Origin of the sequence: Comamonas endophytica, assembly GCF_023634805.2 — a bacterium.
In the GTDB taxonomy this organism is placed as follows: Bacteria; Pseudomonadota; Gammaproteobacteria; order Burkholderiales; family Burkholderiaceae_C; genus Comamonas; species Comamonas endophytica.
In genome coordinates this window covers 3043506-3057500 of sequence record NZ_CP106881.1, presented here as the reverse complement: position 1 = coordinate 3057500, position 13995 = coordinate 3043506, and the positions used below count along the sequence as shown (strand labels likewise).

The window sequence follows — 13995 nt, the reverse complement described above, 5'->3', positions numbered from 1 at the left end:
CGCAGCGGAGCCGGCGTCCTAACGAACGCCGGCTCCGCCCGGGACCAAGCTACTGATCGATGGCTTTGACCATTTCTTCAACCACCTTCTTGGCATCCCCGAATACCATCATCGTCTTGTCCATGTAGAACAGTTCATTGTCCAACCCCGCATAGCCCGAAGCCATGCTGCGCTTGTTCACGATGACCGTCTTGGCTTTGTAGGCCTCGAGAATGGGCATGCCATAGATGGCGCTTCCCCTGGTATGCGCCGCCGGGTTCACGACGTCGTTGGCCCCCAGGATGACTGCCACGTCGGCCTGACCAAACTCCGCATTGATGTCTTCCATCTCATACACCTGCTCATAAGGTACCTCGGCTTCGGCCAGCAGCACGTTCATATGGCCGGGCATGCGCCCCGCCACCGGGTGGATGGCATACTTGACGGTGATGCCCTTGTCGGTGAGTTTCTGCGCAAGTTCCTTGACTGCATGCTGCGCACGTGCGACGGCCAGGCCGTAGCCGGGCACGATGACCACCGTTTCGGCATTGACCAGCACAAAGGCTGCGTCGTCGGCGCTGCCCGACTTGACCGGACGCTGCTCCTTTGCAGCGCCTGCGCCCGTTGCCGGTGGCGCCCCGAAACCGCCCAGCAATACGTTGAAGAACGATCGGTTCATTGCCTTGCACATGATGTAGCTCAGGATCGCGCCCGAGCTGCCTACCAGCGAGCCGGCAATGATCAGCATGCTGTTGTTGAGCGAGAAACCAATGCCGGCCGCTGCCCAGCCAGAATAGCTGTTGAGCATCGACACCACCACCGGCATATCGGCACCGCCGATAGGAATGATGATCAACAGGCCCATGACAAAGGCCAGCGCCAGCATCGCAAGGAAAGCCATCCAGCTTTGCGTCGCCACGAACATGAGGCCGAGTGCCAGCATCAACAGGCCCAGCGCCAGGTTCAGCCAGTGCTGACCAGCGAAACGGACCGGCGCACCCTGGAACCAGCGCAACCGGTATTTGCCCGAAAGCTTGCCAAACGCTATGACCGAGCCGCTGAAGGTGATGGCCCCGATGGCCGCGCCCAGGAAAAGCTCCAGCCGGTTGCCATGGGGAATGGCCGCAAGCACCCTTCCATCAAGCACGACGGTACCGAACGGCGTGCTGGTCCCAACCACGGCGGCCACGGGGGCCGGCGTGATGCCGAATGCCCAGGGCTCGGCCACTGCCGCCAACGCGATGAACACTGCCGCCAGGCCGATCATGCTGTGCATGAAGGCGACGAGTTCGGGCATGCGGGTCATTTCGACACGCTGCGCCAGCAGCGTGCCGACGGCGCCGCCCACCAGCAAGCCAAGCAGCACCCAGCCCAGGCCCAGCACCGTGCCACCTGCAAGCTGCACGATCAAGGCCGCCGTGGTGAGAACGGCAATCAGCATGCCCGCCATGCCGAAGGTGTTGCCGCGAATCGAGGTCGTTGGGTGCGACAGGCCCTTGAGCGACTGGATGAAGCAGATACTGGCCACCAGATACAGCAGCGTGACGAGATTCATGCTCATGGCGCAGCCTCCTTGCCCTTCCCGGCGGCAGCTTCGGGCTTGCGCTCCTTCTTCCTGAACATCTCCAGCATGCGGCGCGTGACAAGAAAGCCGCCAAACACATTGGCCGCGGCCAGCGCGACGGCCAGCACGCCCATGGTCTTGCCCAGGCCGGTTTCGGTGAGCGCAGCCGCCAGCATTGCGCCGACGATCACGATCGCCGAGATCGCATTCGTGACCGCCATCAGCGGCGTATGCAACGCAGGCGTCACGGTCCAGACCACGTGGTAGCCGACGTAGATGGCCAGCACGAAGATGATCAGATTGATCAGCGTGGGAGAAACTGTGTCCATGGAACCTCCGGTGGAGAAACAGGCACTTCAGGCGCTGCGCCGCAGCTCGCCCTGGTGCGCCATCAGGCAGGCGGCCACGATGTCGTCCTCCAGGTCGACATGCAGGCCGCCTTCGGGCATCAGGATCAGCTTGAGGAATTCCAGCACGTTGCGCGCATAAAGCGCCGAAGCATCGGCCGCGACCAGCGCCGGCAGGTTGGTGGCGCCGATCAGCAGCACGCCATGCTGCATCACCTGCTGATCGGCAATGGTCAACGGGCAGTTGCCCCCCTGGGCGGCAGCCAGATCCACGATCACCGATCCGGGCTTCATCGACTGCACCATCTCCGGCGTGACCAGCACCGGCGCCGCCCGCCCGGGAATCAGCGCCGTGGTGATCACCACATCGGCCTGCGCCACGCGCTTGGCGACTTCGGCCCGCTGGCGCTCGAGCCAACTAGCGGGCATGGGGCGCGCATAGCCGCCCACCCCTTCGGCAGCTTCACGTTCCTCGGCTGTTTCAAAAGGCACGTCGATGAACCGAGCCCCCAGCGATTCGACCTGCTCCTTGACGCCGGGGCGCACATCCGACGCCTCGATGACCGCGCCCAGGCGCCTGGCCGTGGCAATGGCCTGCAGACCGGCGACACCCACGCCCAATACCACCACGCGTGCCGCCTTGACGGTGCCGGCGGCGGTCATCAGCATCGGGAAGAAACGCTGGTAGGCGTTGGCGGCCAGCATCACCGCCTTGTAGCCTGCGATGTTGGCCTGTGAGGACAACACATCCATGCTCTGCGCGCGTGTGGTGCGCGGCGCGGCTTCAAGGGCATAGGCCGTTACCCCTGCGACAGCCAGGCGCTGCAACCCAGTTGAATCAAACGGGTTGAGCATGCCGACGAGGGTGGCGCCGGAGTGCAACTGTGCGCATTCGCTCGCCGTTGGTCCGCGCACCTTGAGCAGCAGATCCGCGGCCCACGCACCCGCGGCATCGCTGATCTCGGCACCTGCCATGGCGAAAGCCTCGTCGGTCACGCTGGCGGCCAGACCCGCGCCAGATTGCACACGCAGGACATGGCCCGACGCCCTGAGCTTCCTGACGGTCTCGGGGGTCGCGGCGACGCGGGTCTCGCCCACCACCGTCTCGCTGGGTACACCTATCAGCATCGCTTGTGCTCCCGATCTGGCTTTCAACCTCGCACGGCCAGCTCGCGGCCAGCGGCTGGGGTGTGCCAGGGATCTTAGCGGGCATCGGGACAAAGCCATCCACCAGCGCCAGGGATGGAAGCTCGATGCGTTGTCAGTCGCGTTTGTCTTCGGTTGCCCCACTCGAATGCTGCAGGATGCTGATGCGGCCGTCGGCTTCGAGAAACGCGAATTTCATGTCCTTGCGGTCGCAATCGGCCTCGCGCAGTGCACGCTCCACGTCGCACATCGGCATCTGGTGTTTCTTCAGCACATCGGAAAAGATCTGGCCATCCCGGCCTATCAGCACTGGCCTCCCTTCCACCCACCTCTGGGCGCGCTCGCTGCGCGCGGTAATGTAGGCCACGAGAACGTTGAGGCCGATCAAAGTCGACGCGGACAGCAGGCCGCCGAAGACGGAGGTTTCCTCGCCTGCCAGCCCACCGGATACCGCTTCGCTCAGCAGCATGACCACCAGCAGGTCGAATGGAGTGAATTGCCCCACCGTGCGATGTCCGGACACGCGCATCAGCAGCAGCAGTACCAGATACACGACGCCGGCGCGCACCGGCAGCTCCCACCAGGGGCCCTCAAGCTCGAACATGCAAATCTCCAGGAAAAGAAAATTCGGCTTGCTCACGCGGGGCGCGGGCCGAAGGTCCGTCCGCGCCAAGGTGCAGGGACCCGCAGTCCCTGCACTTCACTGACCTCAGGGCGTGAGCACCACCTTGCGGCAGTTGTCTTCCTGGTTATTGAAGAGCTCGTAGCCCTTGACGGCATCCTCGAGTTTCATGCGGTGCGAGATGATGACTTCGGGCTTCATCAGACCGTTGGCGATGTGCTCGAGCAGCTGCGGCATGAACTGCTGGGCGTGGGTCTGGCCCATCTTGAAGGTCAGCCCCTTGTCGAAGGCATCGCCAAACAGGAAGCCATGGATGAAGCCCGCATAGACGCCGGGCACGCTCACGGTGCCGCCGCGGCGCGTGGCGGCAATGCACTGGCGCAGCGCCTTGCCGCTCGAGCCCTCGAGCTTGACCGCAGTCATCGCGGTCTCGAGGGCACTGCCCTTGGCCTCGAAACCGACGGCTTCGATGCTGGCATCCACGCCATGCCCGTAGGTCGCCTGCAGGATGATTTCCGCCGGATCGTCCTCGCGCTCGAAATTGATCGGGATCACGCCGTAGGTCTGCTGCGCGAACTGCAGGCGGTAGTCGTTGTCGTCGATCATGAAGATCTTCTCAGCGCCCAGGAAACGCGCGCACAGGGCGCTCATCAGGCCGACCGGGCCGGCGCCAAAGATGGCGACCGACGAGCCGGGGCCGACGCCGCCGTTGACCGCGGCCTGATAGCCCGTGGGGAGAATGTCGGACAGGAACAGCACCTGCTCGTCGGCCAGCCCGCTCTGCGGAATCTTCAGCGGGCCGACGTTGGCCTTGGGCACGCGCACATACTCGGCCTGTCCGCCCGCGTAGCCGCCGTAGAGGTGGCTGTAGCCGAACAGCCCGGCGCCGGGGGTCGCGCTTTTCTTGTTGATGATGGCGCCGCGCCCGGTGTTGGTGTTCTCGCAGGCGGCAAACAGCGTCTTGTCGCAGTAGAAGCACGAGCCGCAGGCAATGACGAAGGGCACGACCACCCGGTCGCCGGGACGCAGGTCGGTGACACCGGAGCCGACTTCTTCCACAACACCCATGAATTCGTGGCCCAGGATATCGCCGTCCTTCATTGCCGGGATCTTGCCGCGGTAGATATGCAGGTCGGAGCCGCAGATGGCCGTTGCGGTGACGCGCAGCACGATGTCGTCGTTGGCTTCGAGGATCGGGTCCGGGACTTTTTCGACACGGACGTCCTTTGCGCCTTGGTAGGTGAGTGCTTTCATGGGCTTTCCTGTTGGTGAAAGAGGCACCCGGGAAACAGGGGCCGCTCCCGGATGACCTACTTTGGTCAACAGTGCAAGACTGCGGTGTAGGACTCCGGCCCCTGCGCAGTAAGCCAAGTTCCTGACCTGCATCCACTTGAGGCTCAACCAGAATCAGGGAACGATGCTGTGGCGCAGGGCTGAGGGATGCACTGCAGCCACGTCCCCGACAGCCACAACCATAAGGAATCGGCAATGCGTGATCAGACCGCTGAAAGACCCGAAGCAACGGACGAACTGGGCTCCATGCCAACGACCAACAGCGCCTCCTACGCCACGCACTCGACCATTCAGACCGCCTTTGATCATTTCGCATCGCGTGTCACGCGCTGGGCCGGCTCGCCCACCATGTTCTGCATGGCGCTGGCCGTGGTGCTGGTATGGGCGCTCTGCGGGCCGATGTTCGGCTTTTCCGAGGTCTGGCAACTGGTCATCAACACGGCCACCACGATCGTCACCTTCCTGATGGTGTTCCTGATCCAGCAAAGCGCCAACAAGGACAGCGTTGCCATCCACCTCAAGCTCAACGAACTGCTGGCCTCCAACCGCCATGCAAGCAACCGCATGATCGGCATCGAAGACCTGGACGAGCAGGACCTGCGCGAAGTGGCCGACTTCTATGCGCGCCTGGCCGACCGGGCGCGCGAGGCGGGCGATGAACGCAAGGCCTGCTCCATTGCCGATGCCGACACGCCGCCGGCGATAGACCGGTTTGTATGAGCAGCTCTGCGCAGGGCCGGGCATGGCACCTGCCTCTCTTCAGGCGGAGCCGCGCCTGAAACTTGCATTCGTTCTATCCTAGAACGATTTAATTATTTCGCTTTCAAGGGGCTTGGCCCTAGCCTGAAGACTCTTCTTGCATTGGAAAGAGTCCATGGCTTCATCCCCTTTTGTTTCCGCGGAAACCGCCGCCGCCTCGCGCCGCCAGTTGCTGCGCGCCGGCGCCGCGATGGCGGCCACCGCCGCATTTCCATTGGCTTCACACGCCCAGCCCGCGCCGGACCTGCGCAACGTCACGCTGCGCGTGGGCGACCAGACCGGCGCCTCGCAGGGCCTGCTGCGCGCGGCCGGCCTGCTCGATGACGTTCCCTACAGGATCGAGTGGTCGAACTACGCGGCCGCGGTGAACCTGCACGAGGCGCTCAAGGCCGATGCCACCGACATCGGCAGCGCCAACGATTCGCCCACCGTGAGCGCCATTGCCGGCGGATCGCGCATCCTTGCGGTCGCCAGCTGGACGAACGGCGGCAGGGGCACTTCGCTGCTGGTGCGCAAGGACAGCGCCATCAAGACCGTGGCCGATCTGCGCGGCAGGACCCTCTCGCCGACGACGCGCGGCAGCGTGGCGCACTTCACCACCGTGGGCATCCTGAAGGAGGCCGGAATTCCCTTGGACGACGTCAAGCTGGCCTTTCTCTCGCCGACGGATGCCAGCGCCGCGTTCGGCAGCGGCAGCATCGATGCCTGGGCCATCTGGGGCATCTTCCGGGCGCGCACCGTGGGCGCGCTCGGGGCGCGCGTGCTGCATGACGGCGTGGGGATCAACAGCGGGCAATCGGTGCTCAGCGCCACGCGCTCGGCGGTGGCCGACCCGGGCAAGCGCGCCGCCATGGCCCATTTCGCGCAGCTGACCGACAAGGGCTATGCCTGGGCACGCGCCAATCCACAGGCCTATATCGCCTGGTATGCCGCCTTCAGCAAGCAGGACAAGTCGGTCGTGGCTTCGCTGCACGAGGAGAACTCGGCGTACCAGCGGGTTCCCATCGACGACACCTTCGTGGCTCGGCTGCAGCGCACGCATGCCGTCTGGCTGGAGACCGGCGTGCTGCGCGGCCCCATCGACTTCAACCAGTATGTCTACCGCGATCTGCCCATCGCCAAACTCGCATGAGCACGCTGAACCTTCCCCTGCCCCACGCGGGCGCCATGCACGAGCCACTGCCGACGCCAGCCTCCCGTGCCATTCACACTTCCACTCCCGCCATCGAGCTGCAGCGCATCGTTGCCGCCTCCACGCGCAAGCGCGGCGTGCCGCGCGTGGTGCGCCGCGCCACCGGCCCGGTGCTGCTGGTGTCGCTCTGGTATGCGCTGTCGGCGGGTGGCTGGCTGCCGGCCGAAGTGCTGGCCGGGCCGCAGACCGTGCTGTCCTCCGCCGCCGCGCTGTGGGCCTCGGGCGAGCTGCCGGATGCGATCGCCATCTCGCTGCAGCGCGCGCTGCTGGGGCTGGCCATCGGCGGCAGCATCGGCATCGTGCTGGCGGTACTTTCCGGCCTCACCCGGCTGGGCGAAGACCTGATCGACTCGGTGCTGCAGATGCTGCGCACCGTACCCAACGTGGCGCTGATACCGCTGCTGATCATCTGGTTCGGCATCGGCGAGGAGCCCAAGGTGGCGCTGATCGCGCTGGCCACGGCCTTTCCGCTGTATCTCAATGTCTATGCCGGCATCCGCAACGTGGACCAGGCGCTGGTCGAGGCGGGCCGCACGCTGAACCTGTCGCCCGCAGCCATGGTGCTGCATGTGGTGCTGCCGGGCGCGCTGCCCAATGCGCTCGTGGGGCTGCGCTATGCGCTGGCTGTGTCCTGGCTGGCGCTGGTCTTCGGCGAGCAGATCAATGCGACGGCCGGCGTCGGCTACCTGATGAGCACGGCGCGCGAGATGTTCCAGACCGATGTGATCGTGGTCTGCCTGGTGGTCTATGCGCTCTTGGGTCTGGTGGTGGATTTCGTCGTGCGCGCGCTCGAGCGCCTGTTGCTGGCCTGGCGCCCGGCGTTCAGCGGAGCATGAGCATGAACAAATTGACCAATGCAGCGCCCGCCGTGCGCGTGCGCGGGCTGACGCGGCGCTTCGGCGACCGCGCCGTCATCAAGGAGCTCGACCTGGATCTGGGCGCGGGCGAATTCGTCGCGCTGATCGGCCGCTCGGGTTGCGGCAAGAGCACGTTGCTGCGCATCCTGGCCGATCTGGACCAGGAGATCTCGGGCAGCGTCGAAGTGCCGGTCAAGCGCGCCGTTGCGTTCCAGGCGCCGCGCCTCATGCCCTGGAAACGCGTATGGCGCAACGTGGCGCTGGCCCTGCCCGGCCGCCCCGATCGCCGGCGCGCGCAGGCCGCGCTGGCGGAAGTGGGCTTGAGCCACCGCGCCGAGGTCTGGCCCAAGGTGCTGTCGGGCGGAGAAGCACAGCGCGCCTCGCTGGCCCGCGCGCTGGTGCGCGAGCCGGATCTGATGCTGCTGGACGAGCCCTTCGGCGCCCTGGATGCGCTGACCCGCGCCAAGGCGCAGCAGCTGGTGAAGGAGCTGTGGCAGCGCCACCGCTGCGCCATCCTACTGGTCACGCACGACGTGGAGGAAGCGCTGCTGCTTGCCGACCGGGTACTGGTCATGGACGAAGGCGTCATCCGCCATGAACTGAGCGTGGACCTTCCGCATCCACGCGCCGTCGAGGATGCCGGCTTCAATGCGATGCGCGGCCGGCTGCTGGGCTGGCTGGGCGTGCGGCATGCCGGCGCACCGCCCGCTGCAGCCGGCGCCCCGAGGCACTGGCTGCCTGATTCACGAAACCGGCCCGCGCTCGACGGCGCGCCCAGCCTGGTCCCTTCCTTTTGGAGATTCCATCATGTCCCTTGAATTCATTGGCTACATCGGCACCCAGCTCAGCTCGGAAACCATCGACGCGCCGCGCTCCGGCCTGGACCTGGCCCACGTCGAGCAGGCCGCGCGCGCCCACGAAGACGGCGGCTTCGACCGCGCGCTGATTGCCTTTCACTCCACCTCGCCGGAAAGCATCCTGGTGGCGCAGCATGCGGCATCGGTCACCAGACGCCTGGGCTTCATGGTGGCCCACCGCCCCGGCTTCACCCAGCCCACGCTGGCCGCGCGCCAGCTCGCCACGCTGGACCTGATCACCGGCGGCCGCACGGCGGTGCACATCATCACCGGCGGCAACGAGTTCGAGATGCGCCAGGACGGCAGCTTTATCGACAAGGATGAACGCTATGCGCGCGCCGATGAGTACCTGCAGGTCGTGCGCCAGGCATGGACCAGCGCGCGGCCTTTCGACCACGAGGGCCGCTTCTACCGCCACGAGCAGGCCTTCTCCGAGGTGCGCTCGCCGCAGCAGCCGCATCTGCCGGTGTACTTCGGCGGATCGTCCGACGCGGCCATCGAAGTCGCGGGCCGGCATGCCGACGTCTATGCGCTCTGGGGCGAAACCCATGCCCAGGTGCGTGAAACCGTGGCCCGCGTGCGCGCCGCCGCGGCCCGCCATGGCCGCACGCCGCGCTTCAGCCTTTCGCTGCGCCCGATCCTGGCCGCCACCGAAGCCGCCGCCTGGGCACGTGCCGACGCCATCCTCAAGCAGGCGCGCGAGGTGGCCGCGCGCAAAGGCAAGCTGAACAAGCCGGCACCGGGCAATGTCGGCTCCCAGCGCCTGCTGGCCGCCGCGGCGCAGGGCGAGCGCCTGGACAAGCGCCTGTGGACCGGTATCGCCGGCCTGCTCGGCGCGCAGGGCAATTCCACCGCGCTGGTCGGCACGCCCGAGCAGGTGGCCGATGCGCTGCTGGACTACCGCGACCTGGGCATCAGCACCTTCCTGATCCGCGGCTTCGATCCGCTGGAAGATGCCATCGCCTATGGCCGCGATCTGCTGCCGCTGGTGCGCGCCCAGGCGCTCGTCCGTCCCGACCTGTCGCTGCGCAGCGCGCCGCAGGCCGAGCCTGTGGCGGCTTGAGCCATGCGCAGGCCGCCCTCACCGTAGTTCGCGAGGGACTTCGAGGTCGAACAGGCCCAGGCCGGACCATGGCGGCACTCCGGCCTGTTGCGCGTCTCGTCCCACCCTGCCTGCCATCGCCGCGGGCAAACGCGACAGCACCCGGGGGAAGGCTCTGCAATACGCCGTATGCACGCCGGCCATTTGCGCCAGCTGCCGGTAGCCGATCCACGCGTTCTCGGGCACGGCGCGCGCGACATCCAGCACGCGTTCCTGCCAATCGTTGCTGAAAGCGGGGGCGACGGCCCGGCGCACGGCAATGCTGTCGCCCAGGCGCATCTCCCCTCCACGCAAAACCCGCGCCAGCATGCCGCGGTGCGCTCCAATCGTCTTCAGCGTGCCCGGGCATCGGCGCTCCAGCAGGCCGCAGGGCTCGCAAAGGAAGGTCATCCAGAGGATCACCTCGTTGCCCACGCGCACCAGGTCGCCCGAGCCCAACTGCTCGGAGGAGAAATCCACTAGCAGGTTCTCACGCAGCGACGCCGGCGGCAGACCCCAATGCCCATACGCCACGCTCCCCGCCACCAGCAGCTGCCTCGGGGAAAGAGGAGACGCGTGCCGGTCGCCCGCCAGGCCGTGGCCGGCGATTGCTTGGGCATGCGTGACCCGCCGTGGCGCCGTTTCCTTTCCCACCCTGATGTAGAGGGATTCAAGCGTACCCAGCGGCTGCCAGGTCACATCCAGACTGCGGATAGAGCCGTGCGGGGAGGGCGGGAGCTGAGAACCGTCATTGAAGTGCATCGAGGGAATCCTGGACAGCCCGACGCAGCCATCCGGCTGCTGTCGCCTGCCCTGCCATTGTTCCTCATCCGGGCAGCCGGTACTTGGCCAATGCCGAACAGCCGGGCGATGGCGCACGGACGGGTGGCTCAGGTGATTGGATAGCAAGAAGATGCGGCTTATAGGCGTCAATTTACGGCCAATGTTCGTAATTCCTCGCCATTGGCTGCCCGGAAGGCCGACGGCCAGCGGGGACAACCCATGCGCGACATACTGTGCGCATGACCCGATCTTTCTACACGCAGGTGCGCCCTGGAGTGGCTTCTGTCTGTGCAGATCCGTCCGCAACGCTGTCCAAATTGCCATTCAGTGAGCAGGAGCGGCTTTTTTTCGTTCGCTCCACCGGGCTTTTGGACAGCAAGGCCAGCGAGGCTTTCGATCGCATCACCCGGCTGGCCTCCTGCCTGCTGCAGGTGCCCATCGCCGCGATTTCCATCGTCGACGAAAGCCGCCAGTGGTTCAAATCCCGCGTGGGGATCGACGTCTCCGAGACCGCCCGAAACGACTCCTTTTGCACCTGTACCATTGAATCGGCCAGCGTTCTGGTGGTCGAGGATGCGCTGACGGATCCGCGTTTTGCGGACAGCCTCCTGGTGACGGGCGACCCCGGCATCCGGTTCTACGCCGGCGTGCCCCTGCATCTTCCCTCGGGACATGCGCTGGGGAGCCTGTGCGTGATCGACACGCAACCCAGGAAACTCAACGACCAGGAAATCCAGCTTCTGCAGGATCTTGCAGCCCTGGCAATGGTGCAGATCGATCTGCATCAGATGGCGGGGCGGATCAACGAGGTGACCCGGCTTCCCAACCGGGCGCAGCTTTCCGAGGATTTGACCAACGTCTGCCTGGCCAGGCCGGGCCGGCTGGACACGCTCCTGCTGCTGGAGGTCATGAGCAGCGCACAGCTGCAGTCGGCAGTGCGCGCCGTGGGAATTCCTCCACTGGAAGCAGCGCTGCGTACCATCGCGACGATTCTCATGCGATCGCTTCCCGAGGGAGTGGATCTCTACCATGTCGGGGAAACGCGTTTTGCCGCCATCTACCCAGCGGCCGAGGACAGGGCGCAGGACGACATTGCAGCGACTTTGCTCGCCAAGATCAGCGAACCCTTCGTGACCGATGGCGGCATCACGGTGCAACTGGAGGCACATGCCGGGCTGGTCCGGTACCGCTGCAACCAGGCCGAGACGGAAGACGCGCTGCGGATGGCCACCTCGGCGCTGCACCAAGCCGAAGCCGAGCAACGCCGCTGGACATGGTATTCACCGGGCTTCGACATGCCGCACAAGCGCGCCTTCGCGCTGCTGCGCGCCATCCCATCGAGCCTCGCCCACGGGGAATTCCGGCTCGTCTATCAGCCCAAGCTCGATCTCCATACCGCCAGGATCACCGGTGTCGAGGCACTGGCGCGATGGCGCCATCCGAAGTTCGGCGACGTATCGCCGGCCGAGTTCGTCGGCCTGATGGAGCGCACCACCCTGATCCACGACTTCACGGAGTGGGTCCTGCACAAGGCTCTCGAGCAGCAGTCGATCTGGCGTGCGCACGGCATCGATCTCACGGTGGCGGTCAACGTCTCGGCGCGCAATCTCGAGCATCCCCGGTTCCTGCAGATACTGCGCAATGCCTGCGCGCTGTACGACGCTCCGCCCCAAGCCTTGCGCCTCGAGTGCACGGAAAACTCGGTGATGACCGGCACACTGACGGCGAAGACCCTGACCGCGGTGCGCGCCATGGGCATCAGCATCTCGCTCGACGACTTCGGCGTGGGTTACAGCAACCTGTCGTGCCTGCACTCCCTGCCGGTGGAAATCCTGAAGCTGGACCAGACCCTTATCAAGCCCATAGCGACCGATGAAAGAGCGTTCACTCTGATCAAATCGCTGATCAGCATGGGCCATGCGCTGGGTTACCGGATGCTGGCGGAAGGGGTGGAAACGGCGGAGGTGCTCGATCTGCTGAAGCACCATGGATGCGATGCCGCCCAGGGCTACTACATTGCCAGGCCGCTGGAAGCCGATGCCATCGCGGAATTCCTCGAGGTGTCGCGGGGGCCGAATCTGCAGGGGATGCGGTAGGCAACCATGCCATCCCGCCGGGACCGGCAATTGGCATCAACAACGCAACCGGTACTGCTGATCGCGTGCTTTCTTGCGCTCGTGCCGCACCCAGTTCAAGTCGTAATAGCGGCTTCCCGCACGCCCCATGCTGTAGAGCATTTCCACGCGTTCGTCGAGAGTGCGGCATTGGACTTTTGCAGGCGGCGAGGCGGGCGCCGATACCTGGGGGGCACGTTGCACCGGAGCAGCCAGTGCTTGCGAGGCCGACTCGCGGGCCTGCCTTGCCGCAGCCACCTGTTCCTCCCAAGACATGTTCGCCGGGACGCGTTCGATGCGCTCGATGCGCCAGCCGCGCTCCGCACAATGCGCGGAGCTCCAATAACTGCTGCCTGCGGCCGCGCTGCACAGATAGATCTCCTTGGTGACGGGCCCGCGCGGATCGCTCATCACCGGGGCCGTGTCGATCACCTGGCCGCCCTTGCATGGTGCATGGGAGTAGCTGCTGCCACAGCGGTAGACCTGGGCCTGCGCCACGCCGGCAAGCACGAAAAACAATGCGCCGCAGGCAATACGCAGCAAGACTGAAGGGCTCAAGAGAATCGGTAGGCGAGGAGGTGGAGACCGCGCTGCGAGGGCTGCGCATGAGGATGGACAGCAGCATGGTGCTTTCGGCAGTTGTGTCCATATGCTACACAAATGCTCTTGAGGATGAAAGCGTCCTGACCACGCACAAAAGGAAAAAGCCCCAAGCGATCACTCACTTGGGGCTTTAAGTCCTGGCGGAAACGGATGATTCCGCTAGCACTTCATGCGCTTCAGGTAGTCGCCAGACTTGACCGCGCGGTAGACCGCACGCTTGGCGGCCGACGCAGAAATCCCATACTTCACGCCTAGACCTTTGTAGGTCGTTTTGCCCGTCTGGTACTCGGTCACCAAGGCATCTTCCTCCTCCGCCGACAAGCTTCGGTTTCTTCCCGGCAGTCTGCCCCTCTCCCGCGCCGCCAGCTGGCCTGCAATAGACCTCTCCCGAATCATCGACCGCTCGAGCTGGGCTACAGCACCGAGGATCTGCACCACGAACACGCCCATGCTGTTTGTCGTGTCCAATGGCTCGGTGACGCTCTTGATCGTGGCGCCTACCCGCTCAAGCTGTCGCAAGATCTCCAGCAGATCAAACAGACTTCGCGCGATACGGTCAATCTTGTAGACGATCAAGACATCACCCCTACCCAGCGAAGCCAAGCACCTGGCCAACTCTTGACGGCCACGCCGTGACGCGCCGCTGGCCTTTTCTTGAAAAATCTTCTCGCAACCAGCCTTGTTCAATGCATCGAGCTGCAGCGCCGTGTCCTGGTCTTGAGTACTCACCCTGGCATATCCAATCAGCACCTGAATCCTTCGATGTTGCAATGAAAAAATCATATTGCGATAGCTGAA

14 protein-coding genes are annotated in these 13995 nt (G+C 65.1%); 6 read left to right on the top strand and 8 right to left on the bottom strand.

All coding sequences use genetic code 11. The annotated features are described in order from the left end of the window. Nucleotides 1-49 precede the first annotated feature (49 nt). The 5 genes from M9799_RS13855 to M9799_RS13835 form a co-directional block, all read right to left on the bottom strand. Nucleotides 50-1540, bottom strand: coding sequence for an NAD(P)(+) transhydrogenase (Re/Si-specific) subunit beta (locus M9799_RS13855; protein WP_231045057.1), 1491 nt, complete (start codon nt 1538-1540; stop codon nt 50-52). Beyond that, a complete protein-coding gene (locus M9799_RS13850; RefSeq protein ID WP_231045056.1) occupies nt 1537-1872 on the bottom strand; it encodes an NAD(P) transhydrogenase subunit alpha part 2 in 336 nt (111 codons plus the stop codon). Before M9799_RS13850 ends, M9799_RS13855 begins: the two co-directional genes overlap by 4 nt. A gap of 27 nt (nt 1873-1899) precedes the next feature. Then, the gene (locus M9799_RS13845) at nt 1900-3018 is read right to left on the bottom strand and encodes a Re/Si-specific NAD(P)(+) transhydrogenase subunit alpha (RefSeq protein ID WP_231045055.1); all 1119 of its coding nucleotides are present in this window, start codon (nt 3016-3018) and stop codon (nt 1900-1902) included. 133 nt (nt 3019-3151) lie between these two features. Continuing rightward, on the bottom strand, nt 3152-3640 hold the full coding sequence (locus M9799_RS13840) for a DUF421 domain-containing protein (protein WP_231045054.1): 489 nt from the start codon (nt 3638-3640) through the stop codon (nt 3152-3154). Between the two features lie 105 nt (nt 3641-3745). Then, a complete protein-coding gene (locus tag M9799_RS13835; protein WP_231045053.1) occupies nt 3746-4912 on the bottom strand; it encodes a zinc-dependent alcohol dehydrogenase in 1167 nt (388 codons plus the stop codon). Between the two features lie 285 nt (nt 4913-5197). On the opposite strand from M9799_RS13835, the gene M9799_RS13830 reads away from it, so the two are divergent. The 5 genes from M9799_RS13830 to M9799_RS13810 all read left to right on the top strand — a co-directional run bounded on the left by M9799_RS13830 (nt 5198) and on the right by M9799_RS13810 (nt 9679). After that, nucleotides 5198-5671 carry a low affinity iron permease family protein gene (locus tag M9799_RS13830; protein WP_263725513.1) on the top strand — a complete coding sequence of 158 codons (474 nt, stop codon included), beginning with the start codon at nt 5198-5200 and terminating at the stop codon, nt 5669-5671. Between the two features lie 154 nt (nt 5672-5825). Then, a complete protein-coding gene (locus M9799_RS13825; protein WP_231045051.1) occupies nt 5826-6842 on the top strand; it encodes an ABC transporter substrate-binding protein in 1017 nt (338 codons plus the stop codon). Beyond that, nucleotides 6839-7738, top strand: coding sequence for an ABC transporter permease subunit (locus M9799_RS13820; RefSeq protein ID WP_231045050.1), 900 nt, complete (start codon nt 6839-6841; stop codon nt 7736-7738). Before M9799_RS13825 ends, M9799_RS13820 begins: the two co-directional genes overlap by 4 nt. Before the next feature lie 2 nt (nt 7739-7740). Next, nucleotides 7741-8577: an ABC transporter ATP-binding protein gene (locus M9799_RS13815; protein WP_231045049.1), complete on the top strand. Its 837-nt coding sequence runs from the start codon at nt 7741-7743 to the stop codon at nt 8575-8577. Further along, the gene (locus M9799_RS13810) at nt 8567-9679 is read left to right on the top strand and encodes an LLM class flavin-dependent oxidoreductase (RefSeq protein ID WP_231045048.1); all 1113 of its coding nucleotides are present in this window, start codon (nt 8567-8569) and stop codon (nt 9677-9679) included. The genes M9799_RS13815 and M9799_RS13810 overlap by 11 nt, the downstream gene beginning before the upstream one ends. A gap of 18 nt (nt 9680-9697) precedes the next feature. Here M9799_RS13810 and M9799_RS13805 read toward each other — a convergent pair whose 3' ends face one another. Next, the gene (locus tag M9799_RS13805; protein WP_231045047.1) at nt 9698-10459 is read right to left on the bottom strand and encodes an MOSC domain-containing protein; all 762 of its coding nucleotides are present in this window, start codon (nt 10457-10459) and stop codon (nt 9698-9700) included. A 260-nt stretch (nt 10460-10719) separates the two neighbouring features. On the opposite strand from M9799_RS13805, the gene M9799_RS13800 reads away from it, so the two are divergent. Beyond that, entirely contained in the window at nt 10720-12576 is a 1857-nt protein-coding gene (locus tag M9799_RS13800; protein WP_231045046.1) for a putative bifunctional diguanylate cyclase/phosphodiesterase, read from the top strand. A 36-nt stretch (nt 12577-12612) separates the two neighbouring features. Here the strand turns inward: M9799_RS13800 and M9799_RS13795 are convergent, their stop codons facing one another. Both M9799_RS13795 and M9799_RS13790 read right to left on the bottom strand, forming a co-directional pair. Next, nucleotides 12613-13137, bottom strand: coding sequence for a hypothetical protein (locus M9799_RS13795; RefSeq protein WP_231045045.1), 525 nt, complete (start codon nt 13135-13137; stop codon nt 12613-12615). Between the two features lie 219 nt (nt 13138-13356). Beyond that, on the bottom strand, nt 13357-13980 hold the full coding sequence (locus M9799_RS13790) for a recombinase family protein (RefSeq protein ID WP_250621352.1): 624 nt from the start codon (nt 13978-13980) through the stop codon (nt 13357-13359). Nucleotides 13981-13995: the final 15 nt, after the last annotated feature.

Bases quoted from the DNA above. Each gene is read 5' to 3' on its own strand.
- M9799_RS13810 (WP_231045048.1), top strand. From the start codon at position 8,567: ATGTCCCTTGAATTCATTGGCTACATCGGCACCCAGCTCAGCTCGGAA.
- M9799_RS13835 (WP_231045053.1), bottom strand. From the start codon at position 4,912: ATGAAAGCACTCACCTACCAAGGCGCAAAGGACGTCCGTGTCGAAAAA.
- M9799_RS13830 (WP_263725513.1), top strand. From the start codon at position 5,198: ATGCCAACGACCAACAGCGCCTCCTACGCCACGCACTCGACCATTCAG.
- M9799_RS13840 (WP_231045054.1), bottom strand. From the start codon at position 3,640: ATGTTCGAGCTTGAGGGCCCCTGGTGGGAGCTGCCGGTGCGCGCCGGC.
- M9799_RS13790 (WP_250621352.1), bottom strand. From the start codon at position 13,980: ATGATTTTTTCATTGCAACATCGAAGGATTCAGGTGCTGATTGGATAT.
- M9799_RS13825 (WP_231045051.1), top strand. From the start codon at position 5,826: ATGGCTTCATCCCCTTTTGTTTCCGCGGAAACCGCCGCCGCCTCGCGC.
- M9799_RS13815 (WP_231045049.1), top strand. From the start codon at position 7,741: ATGAACAAATTGACCAATGCAGCGCCCGCCGTGCGCGTGCGCGGGCTG.
- M9799_RS13845 (WP_231045055.1), bottom strand. From the start codon at position 3,018: ATGCTGATAGGTGTACCCAGCGAGACGGTGGTGGGCGAGACCCGCGTC.
- M9799_RS13805 (WP_231045047.1), bottom strand. From the start codon at position 10,459: ATGCACTTCAATGACGGTTCTCAGCTCCCGCCCTCCCCGCACGGCTCT.
- M9799_RS13850 (WP_231045056.1), bottom strand. From the start codon at position 1,872: ATGGACACAGTTTCTCCCACGCTGATCAATCTGATCATCTTCGTGCTG.
- M9799_RS13800 (WP_231045046.1), top strand. From the start codon at position 10,720: ATGACCCGATCTTTCTACACGCAGGTGCGCCCTGGAGTGGCTTCTGTC.
- M9799_RS13820 (WP_231045050.1), top strand. From the start codon at position 6,839: ATGAGCACGCTGAACCTTCCCCTGCCCCACGCGGGCGCCATGCACGAG.
- M9799_RS13855 (WP_231045057.1), bottom strand. From the start codon at position 1,540: ATGAGCATGAATCTCGTCACGCTGCTGTATCTGGTGGCCAGTATCTGC.